The organism is Ensifer sp. GW821-FHT05G01, from assembly GCF_059419585.1.
In genome coordinates this window covers 16,257-33,586 of the sequence record NZ_JBWKSC010000021.1, presented here as the reverse complement: position 1 = coordinate 33,586, position 17,330 = coordinate 16,257, and the positions used below count along the sequence as shown (strand labels likewise).

At 60.1% G+C, this 17,330-nt stretch carries 14 protein-coding genes; 4 read left to right on the top strand and 10 right to left on the bottom strand.

What is annotated here, in order from left to right:
- Positions 1–20 precede the first annotated feature (20 nt).
- The 3 genes from AC07UR_RS33190 to hmgA are packed head-to-tail and all read right to left on the bottom strand — an operon-like array spanning position 21 to position 3,283.
- A complete protein-coding gene (locus AC07UR_RS33190; protein ID WP_209793235.1) occupies positions 21–1,037 on the bottom strand; it encodes a fumarylacetoacetate hydrolase family protein in 1,017 nt (338 codons plus the stop codon).
- Between the two features lie 12 nt (positions 1,038–1,049).
- The gene (locus AC07UR_RS33185) at positions 1,050–1,919 is read right to left on the bottom strand and encodes an MBL fold metallo-hydrolase (RefSeq protein ID WP_209793233.1); all 870 of its coding nucleotides are present in this window, start codon (positions 1,917–1,919) and stop codon (positions 1,050–1,052) included.
- The gene (gene hmgA, locus AC07UR_RS33180; RefSeq protein ID WP_209793231.1) at positions 1,916–3,283 is read right to left on the bottom strand and encodes a homogentisate 1,2-dioxygenase; all 1,368 of its coding nucleotides are present in this window, start codon (positions 3,281–3,283) and stop codon (positions 1,916–1,918) included. The genes AC07UR_RS33185 and hmgA overlap by 4 nt, the downstream gene beginning before the upstream one ends.
- 176 nt (positions 3,284–3,459) lie before the next feature.
- On the opposite strand from hmgA, the gene AC07UR_RS33175 reads away from it, so the two are divergent.
- Complete coding sequence (locus AC07UR_RS33175; RefSeq protein ID WP_209793229.1) at positions 3,460–3,927, top strand: MarR family winged helix-turn-helix transcriptional regulator; 468 nt, start codon at positions 3,460–3,462, stop codon at positions 3,925–3,927.
- Positions 3,928–3,946: 19 nt separating this feature from the next.
- On the opposite strand, the gene AC07UR_RS33170 is transcribed toward AC07UR_RS33175, so the two are convergent.
- Positions 3,947–4,426, bottom strand: coding sequence for an Lrp/AsnC family transcriptional regulator (locus AC07UR_RS33170; protein WP_173423774.1), 480 nt, complete (start codon positions 4,424–4,426; stop codon positions 3,947–3,949).
- 150 nt (positions 4,427–4,576) lie between these two features.
- Here AC07UR_RS33170 and hppD point away from each other — a divergent pair, with 150 nt between their 5' ends.
- Positions 4,577–5,689 (top strand): 4-hydroxyphenylpyruvate dioxygenase, encoded by a 1,113-nt coding sequence (gene hppD / locus AC07UR_RS33165; RefSeq protein ID WP_209793226.1) that lies wholly within the window; start codon positions 4,577–4,579, stop codon positions 5,687–5,689.
- 108 nt (positions 5,690–5,797) lie between these two features.
- Here hppD and AC07UR_RS33160 read toward each other — a convergent pair whose 3' ends face one another.
- The 6 genes from AC07UR_RS33160 to AC07UR_RS33135 form a co-directional block, all read right to left on the bottom strand.
- Positions 5,798–6,766: a glycoside hydrolase family 26 protein gene (locus AC07UR_RS33160; RefSeq protein WP_209793224.1), complete on the bottom strand. Its 969-nt coding sequence runs from the start codon at positions 6,764–6,766 to the stop codon at positions 5,798–5,800.
- Between the two features lies 1 nt (position 6,767).
- On the bottom strand, positions 6,768–7,292 hold the full coding sequence (locus AC07UR_RS33155) for a DUF995 domain-containing protein (protein WP_234903156.1): 525 nt from the start codon (positions 7,290–7,292) through the stop codon (positions 6,768–6,770).
- Between the two features lie 75 nt (positions 7,293–7,367).
- Complete coding sequence (locus AC07UR_RS33150; RefSeq protein ID WP_234942085.1) at positions 7,368–9,326, bottom strand: glycosyltransferase family 2 protein; 1,959 nt, start codon at positions 9,324–9,326, stop codon at positions 7,368–7,370.
- Positions 9,323–10,306 (bottom strand): UDP-glucose 4-epimerase GalE, encoded by a 984-nt coding sequence (galE, locus tag AC07UR_RS33145; RefSeq protein ID WP_209793223.1) that lies wholly within the window; start codon positions 10,304–10,306, stop codon positions 9,323–9,325. Before galE ends, AC07UR_RS33150 begins: the two co-directional genes overlap by 4 nt.
- Position 10,307: 1 nt before the next feature.
- Positions 10,308–11,348: a UDP-glucuronic acid decarboxylase family protein gene (locus AC07UR_RS33140; protein ID WP_173423779.1), complete on the bottom strand. Its 1,041-nt coding sequence runs from the start codon at positions 11,346–11,348 to the stop codon at positions 10,308–10,310.
- A gap of 632 nt (positions 11,349–11,980) precedes the next feature.
- Positions 11,981–12,781, bottom strand: coding sequence for a LuxR family transcriptional regulator (locus tag AC07UR_RS33135; protein WP_077504893.1), 801 nt, complete (start codon positions 12,779–12,781; stop codon positions 11,981–11,983).
- 986 nt (positions 12,782–13,767) lie between these two features.
- Here AC07UR_RS33135 and AC07UR_RS33130 point away from each other — a divergent pair.
- Entirely contained in the window at positions 13,768–14,754 is a 987-nt protein-coding gene (locus AC07UR_RS33130) for a fibrinogen-binding protein (RefSeq protein ID WP_209793220.1), read from the top strand.
- Positions 14,755–14,911: 157 nt separating this feature from the next.
- Positions 14,912–17,065, top strand: coding sequence for a hypothetical protein (locus tag AC07UR_RS33125; protein ID WP_209793218.1), 2,154 nt, complete (start codon positions 14,912–14,914; stop codon positions 17,063–17,065).
- Positions 17,066–17,330: the final 265 nt, after the last annotated feature.

Here is a 17,330-nt window from a genome sequence, read left to right as displayed (position 1 = left end):
GTCGCGTGCGCTGCCCACGATCAGGCCTTTTCGTAAGGCCCGACTGACTGTTCGATCGCCCCGAAGATCGAGTGGCCGGCCTTGTCCTTCATCTCGATGCGCACGGTGTCGCCGAACCGCAGGAAATGCGTCTTCGGCGCACCGCCGACGATCGTCTCGATCATGCGCAGCTCGGCAATGCAGGAATAGCCGGCACCACCTTCCGAGACCGGCTTTCCGGGGCCGCCGTTGAGCTTGTTGGAAACCGTGCCCGAGCCGATGATCGTGCCTGCGGCAAGCGGCCTCGTCTTGGCTGCATGGGCGATCAGCTGACCGAAGTCGAAGGTCATGTCAACGCCGGCATCGGCGCGACCGAACGGCTTGCCGTTGAGGTCGACATGAAGCGGCAGGTGCAGCTTGCCACCGTCCCAGGCATCGCCCAGTTCGTCCGGCGTGACTGCGACCGGCGAGAAGGCCGACGACGGCTTCGACTGGTAGAAACCGAACCCCTTGGCGAGTTCGGCGGGGATCAGGCCACGCAGCGACACGTCGTTGACGAGCATGACCAGGCGGATCGCGGCGCGTGCCTCCTCCAGCGAGGCGCCCATCGGAACATCGTCGACGACGACGGCAATCTCGCCCTCCATGTCGACGCCCCAGCTTTCGTCCGCCATCAGGATGGGATCACGCGGTGCGATGAAGCTGTCGGAGCCGCCCTGGTAGATCAGCGGATCGGTCCAGAAGCTCGCCGGCATCTCGGCATTGCGGGCTTTTCGCACCAGTTCGACGTGGTTGACGTAGGCCGAACCATCGGCCCATTGGTAGGCGCGCGGCAGCGGCGAAAGCGCATCGTGTTCGTGGAAGCGGATCGTTGGCTGTGCGCCGGTCTCGATGCCTTCGGCCACGCGCTCGAGCCGCGGGCCGGTGTGGGCCCAATCGTCGAGTGCAGCCTGCAGCGTGCGGGCGATGTGCCCGACTTCCGAGCAGCGGGTGAGATCGCGGGAGACGACCGCGAGTTTTCCATCACGCGAACCATCCTTGAGTGTCGCCAGTTTCATGCAATCCTCCCTCTACGCAGACGAATCGTCCGCAACTTCCACAACAAGGCCGTCAGACGCGATCGTCAAGGCACCAGCCCAGCTTTTGCGCGTGGCCGCGACCCAATCCGCCTCGCCGATCAAAGCGTCGTCGGCCGGAATGAGATGGTGCAGCACCAGTCGCCCCACGCCGGCGGCCGTGGCGATCATGCCGGCTTCCCCGGCAAAACTGTGGCTCGCGAGCAGGTGTTCCTTCAGCCGCGCACCGTTGCCGGTGCGCGCCACCAGCCGGTCGACGCCCTCCGCCAGCATCGCCTCGTGCACCAGAATGTCGGCACCTGCAGCAAAATCGGCAAGCGGCGGGAAATAGGCCGTGTCGGCGGAAAAGACGACGCTCGCCCCCGCATGGTCGAACCGCAGCGCGAAGCAATCGGTGACCGGCGGATGATCGACGCGCAGCGCCGAAACCCGCAAGCCGCCCTCGACCAAAACGTCGCCTTCGCCAAACTCGACGATGTCGACAAGTTGGCGCAGATCGGGCCGACCCTCGTCGATGATACGGATATCGATGTCGAATTTCATCGCCTGCAGAAAGCCATGCCAGTAATCGGCCGTTCCCGGCGGGCCGAAGACGCTGACGGCTGTGGCAAGACCGGCGGTCCAGGCGGTGTGGATCAGCGGCCCGAGCTCGAGCACGTGGTCGGAATGCAGATGGGTGATGAACACCAGCTCAAGCGCCTTGAGGTTGACGCCGGCATCCGTGAGGCCCCGGGTGACGCCAAGGCCGCAGTCGACGACAACCGTGCGGCCGCCGATCTCAAGCAGCGAAGAGGTCGGCCAAGGGCCGCCCGGACGGATTGCCGGGCCACCCTTGCTGCCGAGCAGAACCAACCGTGCCCTCAAGACCAATCGCCTTCCGGCGTGCCGTTGAAGCGCTTTTTGAGGTCTGTCCAGCAGTCGATATAGTTGTCCTGCAACGTCTCCAGTTCGGCGGCGAAGCGGGTCAACTGCTGCGGGAAGCGGGTCTCGAACATGAAGGCCATCGTATGGTCGAGCTTCACCGGTTTCAACTCGCTGTTTGTCGCTTTCTCGAAGCCGGTGGCATCCGGCCCATGCGCCAGCATCATGTTGTGCAGGCTCATGCCGCCGGGCACGAACCCTTCTTCCTTGGCATCGTAGCGGCCATAGATCAGGCCCATGAACTCGCTCATGATGTTGCGGTGGTACCAAGGCGGACGGAAGGAATGTTCGGCCACAAGCCAGCGTGGCGGGAAGATGACGAAGTCGATATTCGCCGTGCCCTCTTCACCCGACGGTGCTGTCAGCACCGTGAAGATCGACGGATCGGGGTGGTCGAACAGGATCGCTCCAACAGGCGAGAAGGTTCTGAGATCGTATTTGTAGGGCGCGTAATTGCCGTGCCAGGCGATCACGTCGAGCGGCGAATGACCGATCTCGGTCACGTGGAATTGGCCGCACCACTTCACATGCACGCGACAGGGTGTTTCCTTTTCTTCGTATGCCGCAACCGGCGTCTTGAAGTCGCGCGGATTGGCAAGGCAGTTGGCGCCGATCGGACCGCGGTCCGGCAGCGTGAACTTGGCACCGTAGTTTTCGCAGAGATACCCGCGCCAGACCTTTTCCTCGCCAAGGCGGGTCACCTTGAACATCGTGCCGCGCGGCACAAGGCAGATTTCCGAGGGTTCGACATCCATCTTGCCCAGTTCGGTGAACACCTGGATGGCGCCGCATTCCGGCACGATCAGAAGCTCGCCATCGGCATTGAAGAAGTAGTCATCGACCATGTCGGCATTGAAGGCATAGGCATGGGCGGCCATGCCGCCCTGCGTCAGCGCGTCGCCGGCCGTCGTCATCGTGCGGATGCCTTCGAGGAAGTTGAGTTTCTCCGAAGGCTCCGGCAACGGCCCCCAGCGCAGCTGGCCGAGCGCCAGCGAATGGTCGGCCACATGCGGCGCGGTCTTCCAGTGCGGGTAATCAATCTTCTGGAAGCGCCCGGTGTGGCGCACGCTCGGGCGAATGCGGTATAGCCAGGAGCGCTCGTTGGTGCCGCGCGGCGCGGTAAAGGGCGAGCCGGAAAGCTGCTCGGCATAGAGACCATAGGCGCATTTCTGTGGACTGTTCTGGCCCTGCGGCAAAGCGCCGGGCAAGCTCTCGGTCTCGAAGTCGTTGCCGAAACCCGGCATGTAATCCAGTGCGTGAGCGGCGGTCGAACCGGCGCCCGCCTGCTTTTGTGCCTTGTCCAACATGGCCTGAACCTCCTCCTCAGGTGCCTGCCCCGTCGGCGATCACAGCTGATCCCGGAAGGCGAAGGCACGTTCAATGCGTTTGGGCGTCACCTGAAGTCCGAGTGGACGGTGGCGCGCTGCGAGCCTATTAGTTGCAATCGTAACTATCGATTTTGTAACTATCAAGGATGCCACGAATGTCGGCCGAAGGCTTCGAGCTCAATGCGTTCCTGCCCTACAGACTGAACCGCGCCGCCGAGTTCGTCGCCGTGCGCTTCGCGGCCGAATACAAGGCACGCTACCAGCTGACGCGTCCGGAGTGGCGCACGCTGGCAGCGCTTGGAAGCGCCGGCAACGCCATGACGGCAACGGATGTTGGCGCCCATTCGGCCATGCACAAGACTAAGGTCAGCCGCGCCGTCTCGGCGCTGGAGGAGCGGCGCTGGCTGAAGCGCAGCGAGGACCAGGACGACCGCCGACTGGAACATCTGGAACTGACCAAAGCCGGCCGGACCGCCTATCGTGAACTGACAGATCTCGCGAGCGCCTATCAGGCGCAACTCAATGACCTGATCGGTGCCGGCGGCCTGAAGGCGCTCAGCACCGGCCTTGAGGCGATCGAGCGGGCGATCGACCAGGTCGAAAAGCACCCTTCCCGCCGATGAACCTTATGCCAGACCGACCTCAGCCCTTCATGCGTTCCGGAATCGGCACGCCCTGGAAGCTCTTGAGGGTTTCAAGCACGATCGATGTCTTGACGTGCTGCACGCTGTCATGCGGCAGAAGCACATCGTTGACGAAGCGCGAGAGCCCGGCAAGGTCGGGTGTCACCACCCGCAGGTGATAGTCCATCTCCCCGGTCAGTGCATAAGCCTCCAGGACCTCCGGCAGGCTGGAGATCAGCTTGCCGAAGCGCTTGGCGTTGTCGCGGTTGTGGGTGGCGAGCGTTACCGAAATCACCACCATGAGGTCGAGCCCGAGCTTCTGCCGGTCGATCTGCGCCTGGTAGCCGGTAATGAACCCCTCGGCTTCCAGGCGAGTGCGGCGTCGCGAGCATTGCGAGGGCGAAAGGGCGATGCGCTCCGATAGCTCGTTGTTGGTGAGATGCCCGTCGCGCTGCAGTTCGCTGAGGATCTTGAGATCGAACCCGTCAAGCTGCTCCATTCATGCATCCTTATACAGCATTTTGCACGTTTCGTGCGGCATCCTGCCCAAAACACGCAAGAATACAAGCATCATGCATCGGATTTGCGTCATACTCCAGCGAAGTTTGGAGGCCAGAGCGATCTGGAGAGCTTGAAGAGGAGACTTCCGATGGGCCCGTTCCCACATGACGCCCCGCCCGCAACGATCACGGCAGAAAACCCGGCCGGCACGGATGGCTTCGAATTCGTCGAATTCGCCCACCCGGAACCGGAGAAGCTCGCCGAGCTCTTCGCCCGCATGGGCTACAGCCCTGTCGCGAGGCATAGAACCAAGAACATCACCGTCTGGCGACAGGGCGACATCAACTACATCCTGAACGCCGAACCGGGCTCCCATGCCATGCGCTTCGTCGACGAGCACGGCCCCTGCGCCCCGTCGATGGCCTGGCGCGTCGTCGATGCCAAGCACGCCTTCGACCACGCGGTTTCCAAGGGTGCCGTCCCCTACTCCGGCACCGACAAGTGTCTCGACGTTCCGGCGATCGTCGGCATCGGCGGATCTCTGCTCTATTTCGTCGAGACATACGGCGCCAAGGGCTCGGCCTATGAGGCCGAATTCGAATGGACCGGAGATCGCAACCCGAAGCCGGAGGGCGTCGGCTTCTATTATCTCGACCACCTGACGCACAACGTCTATCGCGGCAACATGGACAAGTGGTGGGCCTTCTACCGCGAGCTGTTCAACTTCACCCAGATCCATTTCTTCGACATCGACGGCCGCATTACCGGCCTCGTCAGCCGTGCGATCACCTCGCCCTGCGGCAAGATCCGCATCCCGCTGAACGAATCCAAGGATGATACGAGCCAGATCGAGGAATATCTGCGCAAGTACAAGGGCGAAGGCATCCAGCACATCGCCGTTGGCACTGACGGCATCTACGACGCCACCGACAGGCTGGCGGCCAATGACCTGAAGTTCATGCCGGGTCCGCCGGAAACCTACTACGACATGTCACACGAGCGTGTGCACGGCCACGACGAACCGATCGAGCGGATGAAGAAGCACGGCATCCTGATCGACGGCGAAGGCGTGGTGAACGGTGGCATGACCAAGATCCTGCTGCAGATCTTCTCAAAGACGGTCATCGGACCGATCTTCTTCGAGTTCATCCAGCGCAAGGGTGACGAAGGGTTTGGCGAGGGCAATTTCCGCGCCCTGTTCGAATCGATCGAAGCGGACCAGATCCGTCGTGGCGAACTTGGGCCGCAGGCGGCCGAGTAACAAAGAGCAGCGCCTCGGTACTCTTGCAGTGGCGCTTTTCTCACTCTCGTAAAAGCCTCTCGCCCGCTGGCGAGGGGCTTTTTTGGTTCAGGCACTGTCGCGCCGCAATCAGTTGGTTGCGTCGTTGACCACGCGCCAGTTCGGCCGGCCGAGATCGTGCGGCCATTCATGCACGTCCCGATCGTTGAAATAGACAACCTCGACCAGATTGGGGAAGGCCGGATCGGGCTGTGTCGCCGCGTCGATCCACGGCTGCATATAGGGTTTTCCACCCTCCCATCCGAGTTCGGCAACCCAGATTGGCTTGTTGTATTTGGCGACGAGATCGTAGCCGGGCTTCAATGCCTGCTTGAAGGTGTGAGGCCCGCCGTACTCGATCGCGTCGTACGGCTCGAGACCGAACACCGAAAGTCCGACGAGATCGACATAGTCGTCGCCTGGATAGTATTCGCCAAGGTTCGGCAGACCCTTGGGCGACCACATCAGCTGCGCGTTGGGGACGCGCTTGCGCACGATATCCATCGCGTGGCGGTAGGCCTTGACGTAGTACTGTGGCACCCATCCGGCCCAGGAGAACCGTCCGGATGTGTCTTCCATTTCCTGCCCCCAGCGCACGATAACAGGGCTCTTCAACTCTGCCAGCATGCCAGCGATCGCTTCCATGTTGGCATCGTAGTCGCCCGCGAGCGTGCGGTCGCGCAGTTGATTGGGTGTCAGCTTCCAGTCGAGCGACCAGGACCAGGGCTCGATGGTGACCAGGAGCTTGCGCTTGCGCTGAAGCGCGTAAGCGTCGGCCAGGCGCAGCGATTCCAGATCCACGTCTTCCCACGGCAGGAACAGATGCTCCGTCGAAACATCGGCCTGGCCGCCGAAATCGCCGTGTGGATCATAGGCCCCGAACCGCGTTCCGCCGGGGTGGATGACGGGGCGCTTGTCGGCCATTGTCTGAGTCTGACCTGCACTGCCATTGGCGGCAAGATCGGCCTTCTCCTGTGCCAACGCGGATACGAGACCTGCGCCGGACCCCAGATGAAGGGCGAGCGCCGTGCAGAGGGCGAATGCCAATTTGCGTTTCATGTCATCCTCCTGTGGGGTTGCGACCACTCTTCTTGACCTGGAACTGGTCCTTCAGGCGCAACGCCTTTTCCGTGATTGCGTCGGAAGCGACGAGCTTCCTGTATTCGTCGCCGGGCTTCGGCTTGGCATGCTTGAAGACGTACCAATCGCCATTCGGCACGCGCCGCTGGTAGATCGTGTCGCCGATCTTGCTGTGCCCGAAGCAGGTGCGCGCAGGACCGGACCCATCGGCTGCCGTCCACCTTGCCTGCATGCACATCATGCCGAGGTCGCTGACATACCAGCTGCCTTCCGCAAACGAGCGCTTGCCCTTGTCATCGACGAAGGCGACGAGCTTCCTGTCATGCGCGGTAAAGCGAGCGCCGCCCGTCGGCCATTGCCAGGTCTTGTTCCGGTAGAGGGAATAGACCTCGTAGGCGCTCAAGGGGATCGGCTTGATCTCCATCTTCGCCCTGGCCGGCTGCGCGCCCGTATAGGCCGCAAAGGCTGCGAGAGGCAGCAGAAGCGGCAGAAGCAATACATTCATGGACCGTTTCATCACTTTTTCTCCTCGCTTGAGGGCCGTTCGCGGTGTGATGGGGTGGGCTGAGGCAGGCTGAATTTACAGCGATGCCTGAAGCCGCCCCACCTTGCTGGTAACCCTCGTCTCCGTCACCTCCGGCACGCCGGAGCCTTTCCCCAGCGCGTCTGTTACGGCTGGCGAAAACCCTTTCCATTTCAAATGAAACCGCACGACCCTGAGGTCCGACCCGCCCCGCCCGGCACCGGCGACCGAAAACTTCGCTTCGGTCAGCCCGACGAAGCCGAGCCCCTGTGACAGGGCTTCGGTCGCCTCCGCCCCGTGGCGCATGGCTGACTGCCCCGACAGCACCGAGATGATCACGAGGCAGCCGCCGGTCAGTGCCGTCATCGCTGTGCGCGGAACGAGCGCAAGCCGGTTTTCACGCGCATGCCGGATATGGATGGTGGCGGCCAGTCCCGCATAAACAAGGGCATTGATGCCGGTAAAGATGTAGAAGCCGCGCGCCGTCCCGGCATCGGTGACGAGCCAGAGCGCAAGGGCAGAGCCGAGCGAAAGCAGGAGGTAGGGCATCATCACGCGCAATGGCAAAGGTGCTGCCGGCCCCGTGCCCTTGGGCGTGATACGGAAGTCGACGAACGAGCCGCTGATGTGGTCGCGCACGGCCGCCACACAGCCAAGCAGCGACCATGGCCAGCGGGCAAAGAGAAACAGCATGCCTTCCCAGCTGAGCACCCGCGCATCAAAAGGACGGAACGTGCCCGTGGAGCGCCAGAAATAGGCAAGCCCGACCAGAACCAGCGACAGCGGCGCAAAATGCAGCACGAAGTCCGGATAGGTGGCGGCGACGAAGCTGCGGCCCATGACCAGCGCGATGATCGGCATGAGGAACATCAGCGCCATGAACAGGGAAAACAGCGGATACCAGAGCTGCGAAAAGATGAACTGGAATTTCAGCCGCATCGGCAATCGCGGCACATAGACCGGCGAATATTTGAGCAGGATCGTCACCAGGCTGCGCGACCACTGGAATTCCTGGATGACGAGATCCGCAAAGGTTGCAGGCCCATCGCCATGGGCGATCGCCTGCAGCGCATGCACGCCCTTCCAGCCGCCGGCATTCATCAACAGCGTGGTCGAATGGTCCTCGGCAAGCTCGGGTCCCAGGCCGCCGACCTCTCTCAGCGCCCTGGTGCGCACGGCGTAATGCGAGCCGATGCAAAGCGGCGCCCAGCCGTTGTTGTAGCCGGCTTGCAGCGAGCCGTGCAGGCTCGCCTCGGCGTGAAGGCGGCCGCGCGCCGACCAGCTGCGCTTCGCATTGGCATCGCAGATGCTCGGCGCCGAGACATAACCGACCTTCGGATCGCTGAACGGCCGCAGAACCTCGACGAGATAGGTCGGTTCGGGCACGTGATCGGCATCGAACTGGGCGACGAAATCGTAGCGGTCGTAGCCGTAATGGTCATAGAAGTAGGCGAGGTTTCCCTCCTTGCAGCGGGTGCGCCGCGGCCAGGTGGCGCGATGATAGTCTGCCACACCCTTGCGCGTCGAAATGAACACACCCTGCCGCGCGCACCATTCGACCGTCTCGGGCGACGGATCTTCGTCCGCCAGCCACACGTCGTAGTCGCAGCCGATCTGGTCGAGCATCGCCAGCAGCGTCTTTCGAACAACGGCGAAAGGCTCCGACGGCGCCTTGGTCACCACCATGGCGATACGCCCAGGCGGTACGGCCCGGCCGCTCTTCCCCGCCACCTTGGCGCCTGCGAAAATGAAGATGAAATAGGCGGGCAGCAACGTGATCCAGCCGACCACGATCGTAATCATGACGTAGGACGGCCAATGGGTGACATGGGTGGGGTCGAGCCACCAGGCCCAGAAGTACAGGAACGCCGCCCCCCAGGCTGCGATGCCGAAAGCGTTCGCAATCCGCATGCGTTTGGAAAAGAGCGCGACGAGCGGCACCGGCGCATCCCCTGCTGGCGCTGCTACCGACGCGTCGGTCCCGGCGAATTCGACGGATGAGAACCTGCTCGTCATGACCGCACCTCCAGCCCGAAGCCGGGGGCGGCCGTTTTGATGATGGTTTCGATATCGGACAGCTGCGGCCGGAAGCCGAGCGTCTGGCGTGCCCAGGTCGTGTCGGCATAAAGCACCGGCGGATCGCCGGCCCGACGCGCCAGAAGCTGGACCGGAACCCGCTTGCGGGTGACCTGGTGAATGGCGTCGATGACCTGTCGGACGGATGTGCCGCGGCCCGAACCGAGGTTGGCCTTGAGCGGGTCGCCGCCGTTGCGCAGATAATCGACAGCGGCAACATGCGCCTCGGCCAGGTCCACGACGTGAATGTAGTCGCGGATGCAGGTGCCGTCCGGCGTCGCATAGTCATCGCCGAAGACGTCGAGCCTGTCGACACGCCCGGCCGCGGCCATCAATGCCCGCGGGATCAGGTGGGTCTCCGGGTCATGCCGCTCGGTCAGCTGCCCATCAGGGTCGGCGCCTGCAGCATTGAAATAACGCAGGGCGACGGATCGGAACCCGTAGGCCCGGGCATAATCGCCAAGCATCAGCTCGATCATCAGTTTTGTGCGGCCGTAGGGATTGACCGGCAGCTGGACCGTGTCCTCGGTGATCGGCAAACGCGGCGGCACGCCATATGTCGCGCATGTGCTGGAAAAGACGATGCGGTTCAGCCCCGCCTGACGGCAGGCCTCGAGCAACGAAACGCTGCCGGCGACATTGTTGCGATAGTATTTTCCGGGATCCTCGACCGATTCCCCGACATAGGCGGAGGCGGCAAAATGGATCAGGCATTCGGGCCTGAAGGTCTGGATCGCCTCGACGATCCGTCCCGTGTCTTCAAGCCCTCCCTCGACCAACGGTCCCCAGCGGACATTGGTGCGATGCCCCGTCGACAGGTTGTCGAAGACAACGGGCAGGATGCCGGCCTCGGCGAGGCGCTTGCACGTATGGCTGCCTATGAAGCCGGCTCCGCCGGTGACAAGAACGACGCGCGACATATCATACCGCCTCTCCCGCCATGGCGAGATCCGATGTGCCCAGGCGGCGATCAAAATAGGCAATGGCGCGGTGAAGCCCTTCGCGGAGCGCGACCTTCGGCTCCCAGCCGAGCTCTGCCATGGCCTGGGAAATATCCGGTCGGCGCTGACGCGGATCGTCGACGGCCGCTGCACGATGGACGATCGACGAGCGCGAGCCGGTCATCGAGAGGACCATCTCGGCAAGTTCGAGAACCGTGAACTCGCCCGGGTTTCCGAGGTTGATCGGACCGATGCACTTGTCGTCCGAGATCGACAGCCGGATGAAGCCCTCGATGAGGTCGTCGACATAACAGAAGGAGCGCGTCTGCTGGCCGTCGCCATAGATCGTCAGATCCTTGCCGAGCAGCGCCTGGACCACGAAATTCGAGATCACACGTCCGTCGTCGGGGCGCATGCGCGGCCCATAGGTGTTGAAGATCCGCGCAACCTTCGTCTTCACCCCATAGGTGCGGTGATAGTCGAAGAACAAGGTTTCCGCCGATCGCTTGCCCTCATCGTAGCAGGCCCGAGGCCCGATGGGGTTGACGTTGCCGAAGTAGCTTTCGCGCTGCGGGCTGTGCAGCGGATCACCGTAGACCTCCGAGGTGGAGGACTGCACGACCGTGGCGCCGGTGGCCCGAGCGTTCTCCAGAACGTTCATGGCGCCGAGCACGTTGGTCATCAACGTTCCCACTGGGTCGGCCTGGTAATCCGGCGGCGACGCCGGCGAAGCGAAGTTGAAGATGACGTCGACATCGAAGAGGAAGGGCTTGCGAACGTCGTGTTCCACAATGTGGAAGCGGCTGATCTCGCTAAGGTGGGAAAGGTTCTCCCGACGCCCGGTCGAGAAATTGTCGAGGCAGACAACGCTGTGCCCCAAGGAAAGAAGTCTTTCGCAAAGATGTGACCCGAGAAATCCGCCGCCTCCGGTCACCAGTATTCGTTTGGGTATGCCTGCAACTTTCTTGAGAAAATCTTGTCTGCCGACGACCGACAGCTCACCGCGACCGACCTTACGCATTACACACCTCCAATTATTATACACACCATTGCATCTGGTGATTGGAGACGAGCCATGAATGAAAGCTACAATAAGGAAATTATCTTTATCAAGAATTCAAAACACAACCCGACACAATAAATTTAAAATAAGAAGAACCACGAATTCTTCCACCGAAATCACTATATAAGATGATTAGCAAATCATTAATCAATCGTCAATGCGGATACAAAATAATAAATGAAAGGTACCTAATAATGTCAAGTTATAATAGTTATAGTTGAATCAACATGGCACAACTATACATATAAGTAATTGTGGCTATAGCCACTAGTTTAAAAGTTATAGTTAACTTCACCAAGACAACCTGGTTGGACATGCGGCTGCAGAAAGGCAAATTCCTCCTGCGACGAAATCCTGCATCAGCGCTTTTAACTGTCCATGCATCCACTGCCTTTCGGCACTCGACATCCGCAGCATCGCGGCCTTGTTTGCGGACACGACAACACCTGCCGCGCCCGCCCGGATCGGCACAGCAAAATTGAAAACGACACGAGAGCATTCGAGGCAAACATACGAACCGAGTCCACCAGCGCCCACATTCGCCGAGAGACGAAGGGCGGCAAAAGCCTCAGTTCCGATGCCTTACGGCGTCAGTTTTTCCAGCGCGAAGAAAACGGTCCTGCCGCGTGTTCGGAATCCGCGTCGGTGGTGAAATAGCGCGATGCCGCTTCGGTGCGGTTGCGCACGTTCATCTTCTTGTAGATGTTGCGGACGTGGACCTTCACGGTGTTTTCCGACAATCCAAGACGATCGGCGATGATCTTGTTCTGGGTCCCCATGCAGATCAGATCGAGGATCTGCACTTCGCGCGTCGTCAACCCACCCAGACTGGCTTCCCGGCGCCGCTTTGCGGCATTGGCATAGACTGCCGCATCGGACACTTCCGCCTGCCGGCCATAATGCTTGGTCGAGGCAAAGGGGTCCACCGACAGCCGTCGCAACAGCGCCGCGGGGAAATGTTCGCCCCCCTTCATCAACAGATCGATCGCCGCGAGGCAGACATCGAGGTGCAGATTGAGAGGAAGAACGCCATGGATCAGCCGCTCTTCGACGAAGCCGGCGATCGACGGATCGAGCTCTTCGGCATTATCTACCACCAACCCGATCGAGGCCTTGGGATGGAACTCGTGGATGGTCCGCAGAATGGTCGGAAACGTTTTGGGGGACATGCGGTAAAGCATGATCAGACTTACATCGACGAGATTGCCGTCGAGCAAATTGTCGGGGTCGGAAAGACTGACGACGTCATGGCCAGGAAACCGCGAGCCGACCGCCTGCATGAGGCACTCGGCGAACAGGTCGATCTTGGCAAGCATGACAATCTTTTTCTTTTGCGACAAAGCTTTGTTGTTATCTTCAAAATCGCCCACGTTGGAGCCTTCAGGATGCATTACGCCCTCCTTGGGTTTTCCCATTTATTTTTATGGGTGCGCCAGCCTGACTCGGAGTTACGCCCATCTCAGCAAATTTATTCATAACCAGTGAAATAATGCGAACTCACCCCACAGACGGAAAATTCGCACTAGCTAATGTATCGTAAAGAGAAGAGGGGTGGAACAACCCAAAAGGATTAGAAGCCCTCCGGAATCGACCTTAAATCGTTCTAAATCGAACCATCTTTGGGTCATTCCTTAATCAAATGTATAGCATAGGCATATTCGAACGGCTGAAGCGGCCCTAACCCCAGGCTAATCAGCCTTTCCATCTGTTGCATTTCCTTCGGCGACCCAAGCCCGGACACCCTCTCCAGGGCCGCGACAGGCGCCAGAAATAGTGCTCCGCCAGACGCGGCCTCCAGAGAATACCTAGTAATACTTCCTAATAGCTATCCTCGGCGAGGAGGATCCCACTTCACGTGGTGCCTGGCAAGACCTCACTCCACTCTGGGGCGCACTCGTCGGGTCAGCGCCAGCACCTGTTAAACGTACAAATTCATAAATCTTAACAAACTCTTATGATGCGAAAAATCCAGAAAAACCGCACGATATTCGCCCAGAAAAGGGCCTAATAGCTCCAATTGATGTCTATCGCCTCACCGCATTCGGAGCGAAACTCCTGAAGTCGCACTTGAGTTTCGTGCGATCCGAGCCAGGGAAATGTGTGTGCGTTCTGGTTCGCGGACCGTGTGAATGCGTAAGCGTAATAACGTGTAAGCCAGTATTAAAAACAACGACATTATCACACGTAATGATTGAGTGCGGTAATTAAACCGCCAAAAAGATATATTTAAAATAACACTGAAATATATCGAAACCCGACAGATGAATATCCCGCGGGAGCATCATCTGAACTTCAAAAAAAAGAGCCAGCCCCGGATAAAAACCCCATAAAAGATGTAGGGGTTTCGGTGCTGGCTCCTTCTCAGGAGGAGAACCACATGTCCGCACTGCTCGACGATAGCATCAAGGCCGATGATGATCTGAAAGTCGGCGCTCTCGCCGATGGACTGGCAACCAGTGCCGCCAATGATCTGAACGTTGACGACGGCTCAACGAGCAACGTTGGCATCGCCAACGGCAATGACCGCAACAATTACAGCGATAGTTCGCAGGACAACGACACCCATATCAAGACGGACATCGATACCGACATCAAGACCGAAGCCAACGAAAACGGCGACAACCGCAACAATTACACCGACAGCTCGACCGACTACGATTACGACTACGATTACAAGGACAACAGCAAGGTCGAGACCGACATCGACCAGAAGAACAATGGCGATAACCGCGACAATTCCTACGAGTGGGATTACGACAGCAAGGTTACCACCAAGACCGACATCGATACCGACATCAAGACCGAAGCCAACGAAAACGGCGACAACCGCAACAACTACTCGTCATCCGATAACGACATCATCACCAAATCGGACGACGACTTTGCGACGCTCAAGGACGTCAAGGACTTCGACAACCTCGGCATCGCCGGTGGCGACCTCACCTTCAATCTCGGTGACGACTTCTCGTTCAACCTGAACGTCGACAACATCCTGAACAACTCGCTGGAAGGCGCCGGCAACAATACCGGCTTCAGCGTGGTTCAGGCCAACAATCTTGCCGATCAGGATCAGGCCTACGACTTCAAGATGAACAACGCCGACGCCAACAACGACTTGCGCGCAGATGGCGGGCATTCGGATGGCGGCGATGGCCTGAACTTCGACACCAAGTCGGATTGGGATCTCAAGGCCGGCGACGGTATCAACGGGAGCACGACGTCGGACTCGTCTGCGATCCTGGCAAATTCCGGCTTTCATCAGGAAATCGTCCAGGGCGCGAACCTCGTCAGCAACTCTGTCGACTCCAGCGTCATTGGCGGCAACTCGCATACCACCGATGTCGGACACGACACCGACGGCTGATCGATCCATTTCACAAAAGAAGACTGCACCGGCCCTCCGTGGCCGGTGCAGTCGCGGAAACTTGATTTCGGATCGGTTCGTATCTTTTACCGGGGCATGCCTGTCTAAGCCCGCCGAAGTCTCCCTTTGATGCGGAAAAAAGGGAAGGATCGGGACGATGCATACGGAAAAAGTCAATGAAGTCATCGCCCACTTTATCGGTATGTTCGAGGCGGATACCGATGAAGCACGGCTGAGACAAAAGCAGCTCGACGGCGGTGATCTCAAAGAGGGCATCCAACAGCTCGACGAGGGCGAAGCAAGGACGACCGGCTTCACCTCGCCGTTCCAGTTGATCGATTACGATCCTGAAGTGCCCTACCGGGCACCCTCCGACGACATTGCCGAAGTGGATCTCTTCGGGCGCATTCGGGGCTTCGGCGATCATTTTGCCGATGCGGTCGCCCTTTCTGCCAACGTCGTTCCCGGAAAGGTGTTCGGCAACTTCGGCCAACCAGACGACGCCCCCATCGAAGACAAGCTGGTCGTCCACGACGGACCCGGCTCGGTCATCGCCCATGTCGTGCAGGCGAACATGGTGCGCGACGACGATGTGCTGAACACGACCGACACGACGGAGGCTGCCCGCGACACGACCTACGTCACCTACAAGCTCGCCGAATTCAGCGAGCAGGCCACGGATGCCACGCCCTTCGCGAACTATACCCGCGTCGACACCTATGAGGGCCTTTCGAAAATCGCCGACGATGTGTCGAGCTATGCCGCGGCAAACCGGCCACCGGAGCCACCGGCGTCAGGCAGCGACCCGGAAGCCAGCGCCGATCCCGCTGCGACCGTTGCGCTCGCGGACCAACCCACCGACGCCGATCCGCTCGACGATACGATCACGCTTCCCGTAACGGTGTCTCCCGACACGTTGCCGCTGGACAACAATGGCAACTTCACCTTGGCCGCCGACAGCATCGAGGGTGTTTACGTCAACGGCTTGCGCGTCGACGAAGCGCCCGTTCTTGCCGACTTCATGCCTGATCGTGGGCTGGCGCAGCCGGTTGCCGATCCCGAAGGGGCCGATGGCCCGCTCCAGGAAGAGGGCAAGAGCGGCAACTCCGTTTACGTCGAAGCCGGTGCCAACATCGTCGCCAACATCGTCAGCATCGTCGAGACCGGTATCATCGCCCCGGTAACCGCGGTGATGGGGGGCTACCACCAGATCGACGTGATCTCCCAATCCTTTGTCTATGCCGACAACGACAAGCTGGACAAGGTTCTGCGCGACAACTCGGCCGAATCCGCCTCGCGCACAGTCGCGATGAACATCGCCAATTTCGGCCGTGAGTCCCATCATTCCGGGTCATCCGACCACGACGACGATGCCGCGCAGTCCTCGATCTTTCCGAATTCCTGGCGCGTCAGCATGGTCGATGGCGACGTGTCCTTCGTGCATTGGGTTGAGCAATACAACTTCCTCAACGACAACGACACGGTGACCGTTACCACCAGCGGCGTCCAGACGACGGCCCTGACCGGCGGCAACGTGGTGGTGAACCTCGCATCCTTCCTCGGTGTCGGCGATCAATATGACCTGGTGATCGTCGGCGGCAGGATCCTGGACATGAACATGATCACCCAGGTCGCCGTGTTCTACGACAACGACCACGTCAAGGGCATCACAGCCGGCAACGGCATGACCGTCGACCAGAGCGGAAACCTGATCTGGAACCAGGCGTCGATCCAGAACATCGGTGCAAACGATCGCTTCGAGGCGATGCCCGACTACATCCAGAAAGCGGTCGACAACATCAACGATCGCGTCAACGAGCTGCCTTCCGGCTTCTCGCAGGACTTCAATTTCCAGGGCTATGAAGGCCTGAACGTTCTCTACATCACCGGCAATCTCTATGACGTCAACGTCATCAAGCAGATCAGCGTTCTCGGCGACGCCGACTCGGTCAGCTATATCGCCAACAAGATCCTGGACAACAACCCGGGCGCCGACGTCACGATCCACACCGGCGGCAACACGATCGTCAACACCGCTCAGATCATCGATTACGACAGCTTCGGTCACACGACCTATGTCGGCGGACAAGTCTATTCCGATGCCATCCTGATCCAGGCCGGCATCGTCGATAACGACAGCTGCTCATCGGACGTGACGCCCAAGGGCGACCGACTTGCCAATGAAGTCATCGCCTTCATCGGCGACGACAACACGCCATCGCATCAAACCGACACGGTCATCGACGCCGGCCATGACATGTCCTGGTCCAACGGCCAATGGAACGACGTCATGCACACGGTGCTGACCTGACAAGAAAATGACGGGGAGAAGGCATGAACGATCTTTCGAAATGGCGTGGCGGTGCGGGCAGAACGCCGGTACAGAGTGAGCCGGTTCTGGAAGCGGTCGACGAGCTCGAAGCTGCATTGACCGACAAATGCATCGCCGCGATCAACGAGGCCGTCGAAGGCCTGCGGAAAGTCGGGCTCGATATCCGCATGACGCGGGACGACGACGCACCGAAACAGGAAGCCGTTTCCGAGCCCACGAAACGCACCGAAACGCCCGTGGCCCA

Coding starts and splice junctions, on each gene's coding strand:
- AC07UR_RS33125 (WP_209793218.1), top strand. CDS start 14,912: ATGCATACGGAAAAAGTCAATGAAGTCATCGCCCACTTTATCGGTATG.
- AC07UR_RS33155 (WP_234903156.1), bottom strand. CDS start 7,292: ATGAATGTATTGCTTCTGCCGCTTCTGCTGCCTCTCGCAGCCTTTGCG.
- AC07UR_RS33190 (WP_209793235.1), bottom strand. CDS start 1,037: ATGAAACTGGCGACACTCAAGGATGGTTCGCGTGATGGAAAACTCGCG.
- hmgA (WP_209793231.1), bottom strand. CDS start 3,283: ATGTTGGACAAGGCACAAAAGCAGGCGGGCGCCGGTTCGACCGCCGCT.
- hppD (WP_209793226.1), top strand. CDS start 4,577: ATGGGCCCGTTCCCACATGACGCCCCGCCCGCAACGATCACGGCAGAA.
- AC07UR_RS33170 (WP_173423774.1), bottom strand. CDS start 4,426: ATGGAGCAGCTTGACGGGTTCGATCTCAAGATCCTCAGCGAACTGCAG.
- AC07UR_RS33130 (WP_209793220.1), top strand. CDS start 13,768: ATGTCCGCACTGCTCGACGATAGCATCAAGGCCGATGATGATCTGAAA.
- AC07UR_RS33140 (WP_173423779.1), bottom strand. CDS start 11,348: ATGCGTAAGGTCGGTCGCGGTGAGCTGTCGGTCGTCGGCAGACAAGAT.
- galE (WP_209793223.1), bottom strand. CDS start 10,306: ATGTCGCGCGTCGTTCTTGTCACCGGCGGAGCCGGCTTCATAGGCAGC.
- AC07UR_RS33135 (WP_077504893.1), bottom strand. CDS start 12,781: ATGCATCCTGAAGGCTCCAACGTGGGCGATTTTGAAGATAACAACAAA.
- AC07UR_RS33150 (WP_234942085.1), bottom strand. CDS start 9,326: ATGACGAGCAGGTTCTCATCCGTCGAATTCGCCGGGACCGACGCGTCG.
- AC07UR_RS33175 (WP_209793229.1), top strand. CDS start 3,460: ATGTCGGCCGAAGGCTTCGAGCTCAATGCGTTCCTGCCCTACAGACTG.
- AC07UR_RS33160 (WP_209793224.1), bottom strand. CDS start 6,766: ATGAAACGCAAATTGGCATTCGCCCTCTGCACGGCGCTCGCCCTTCAT.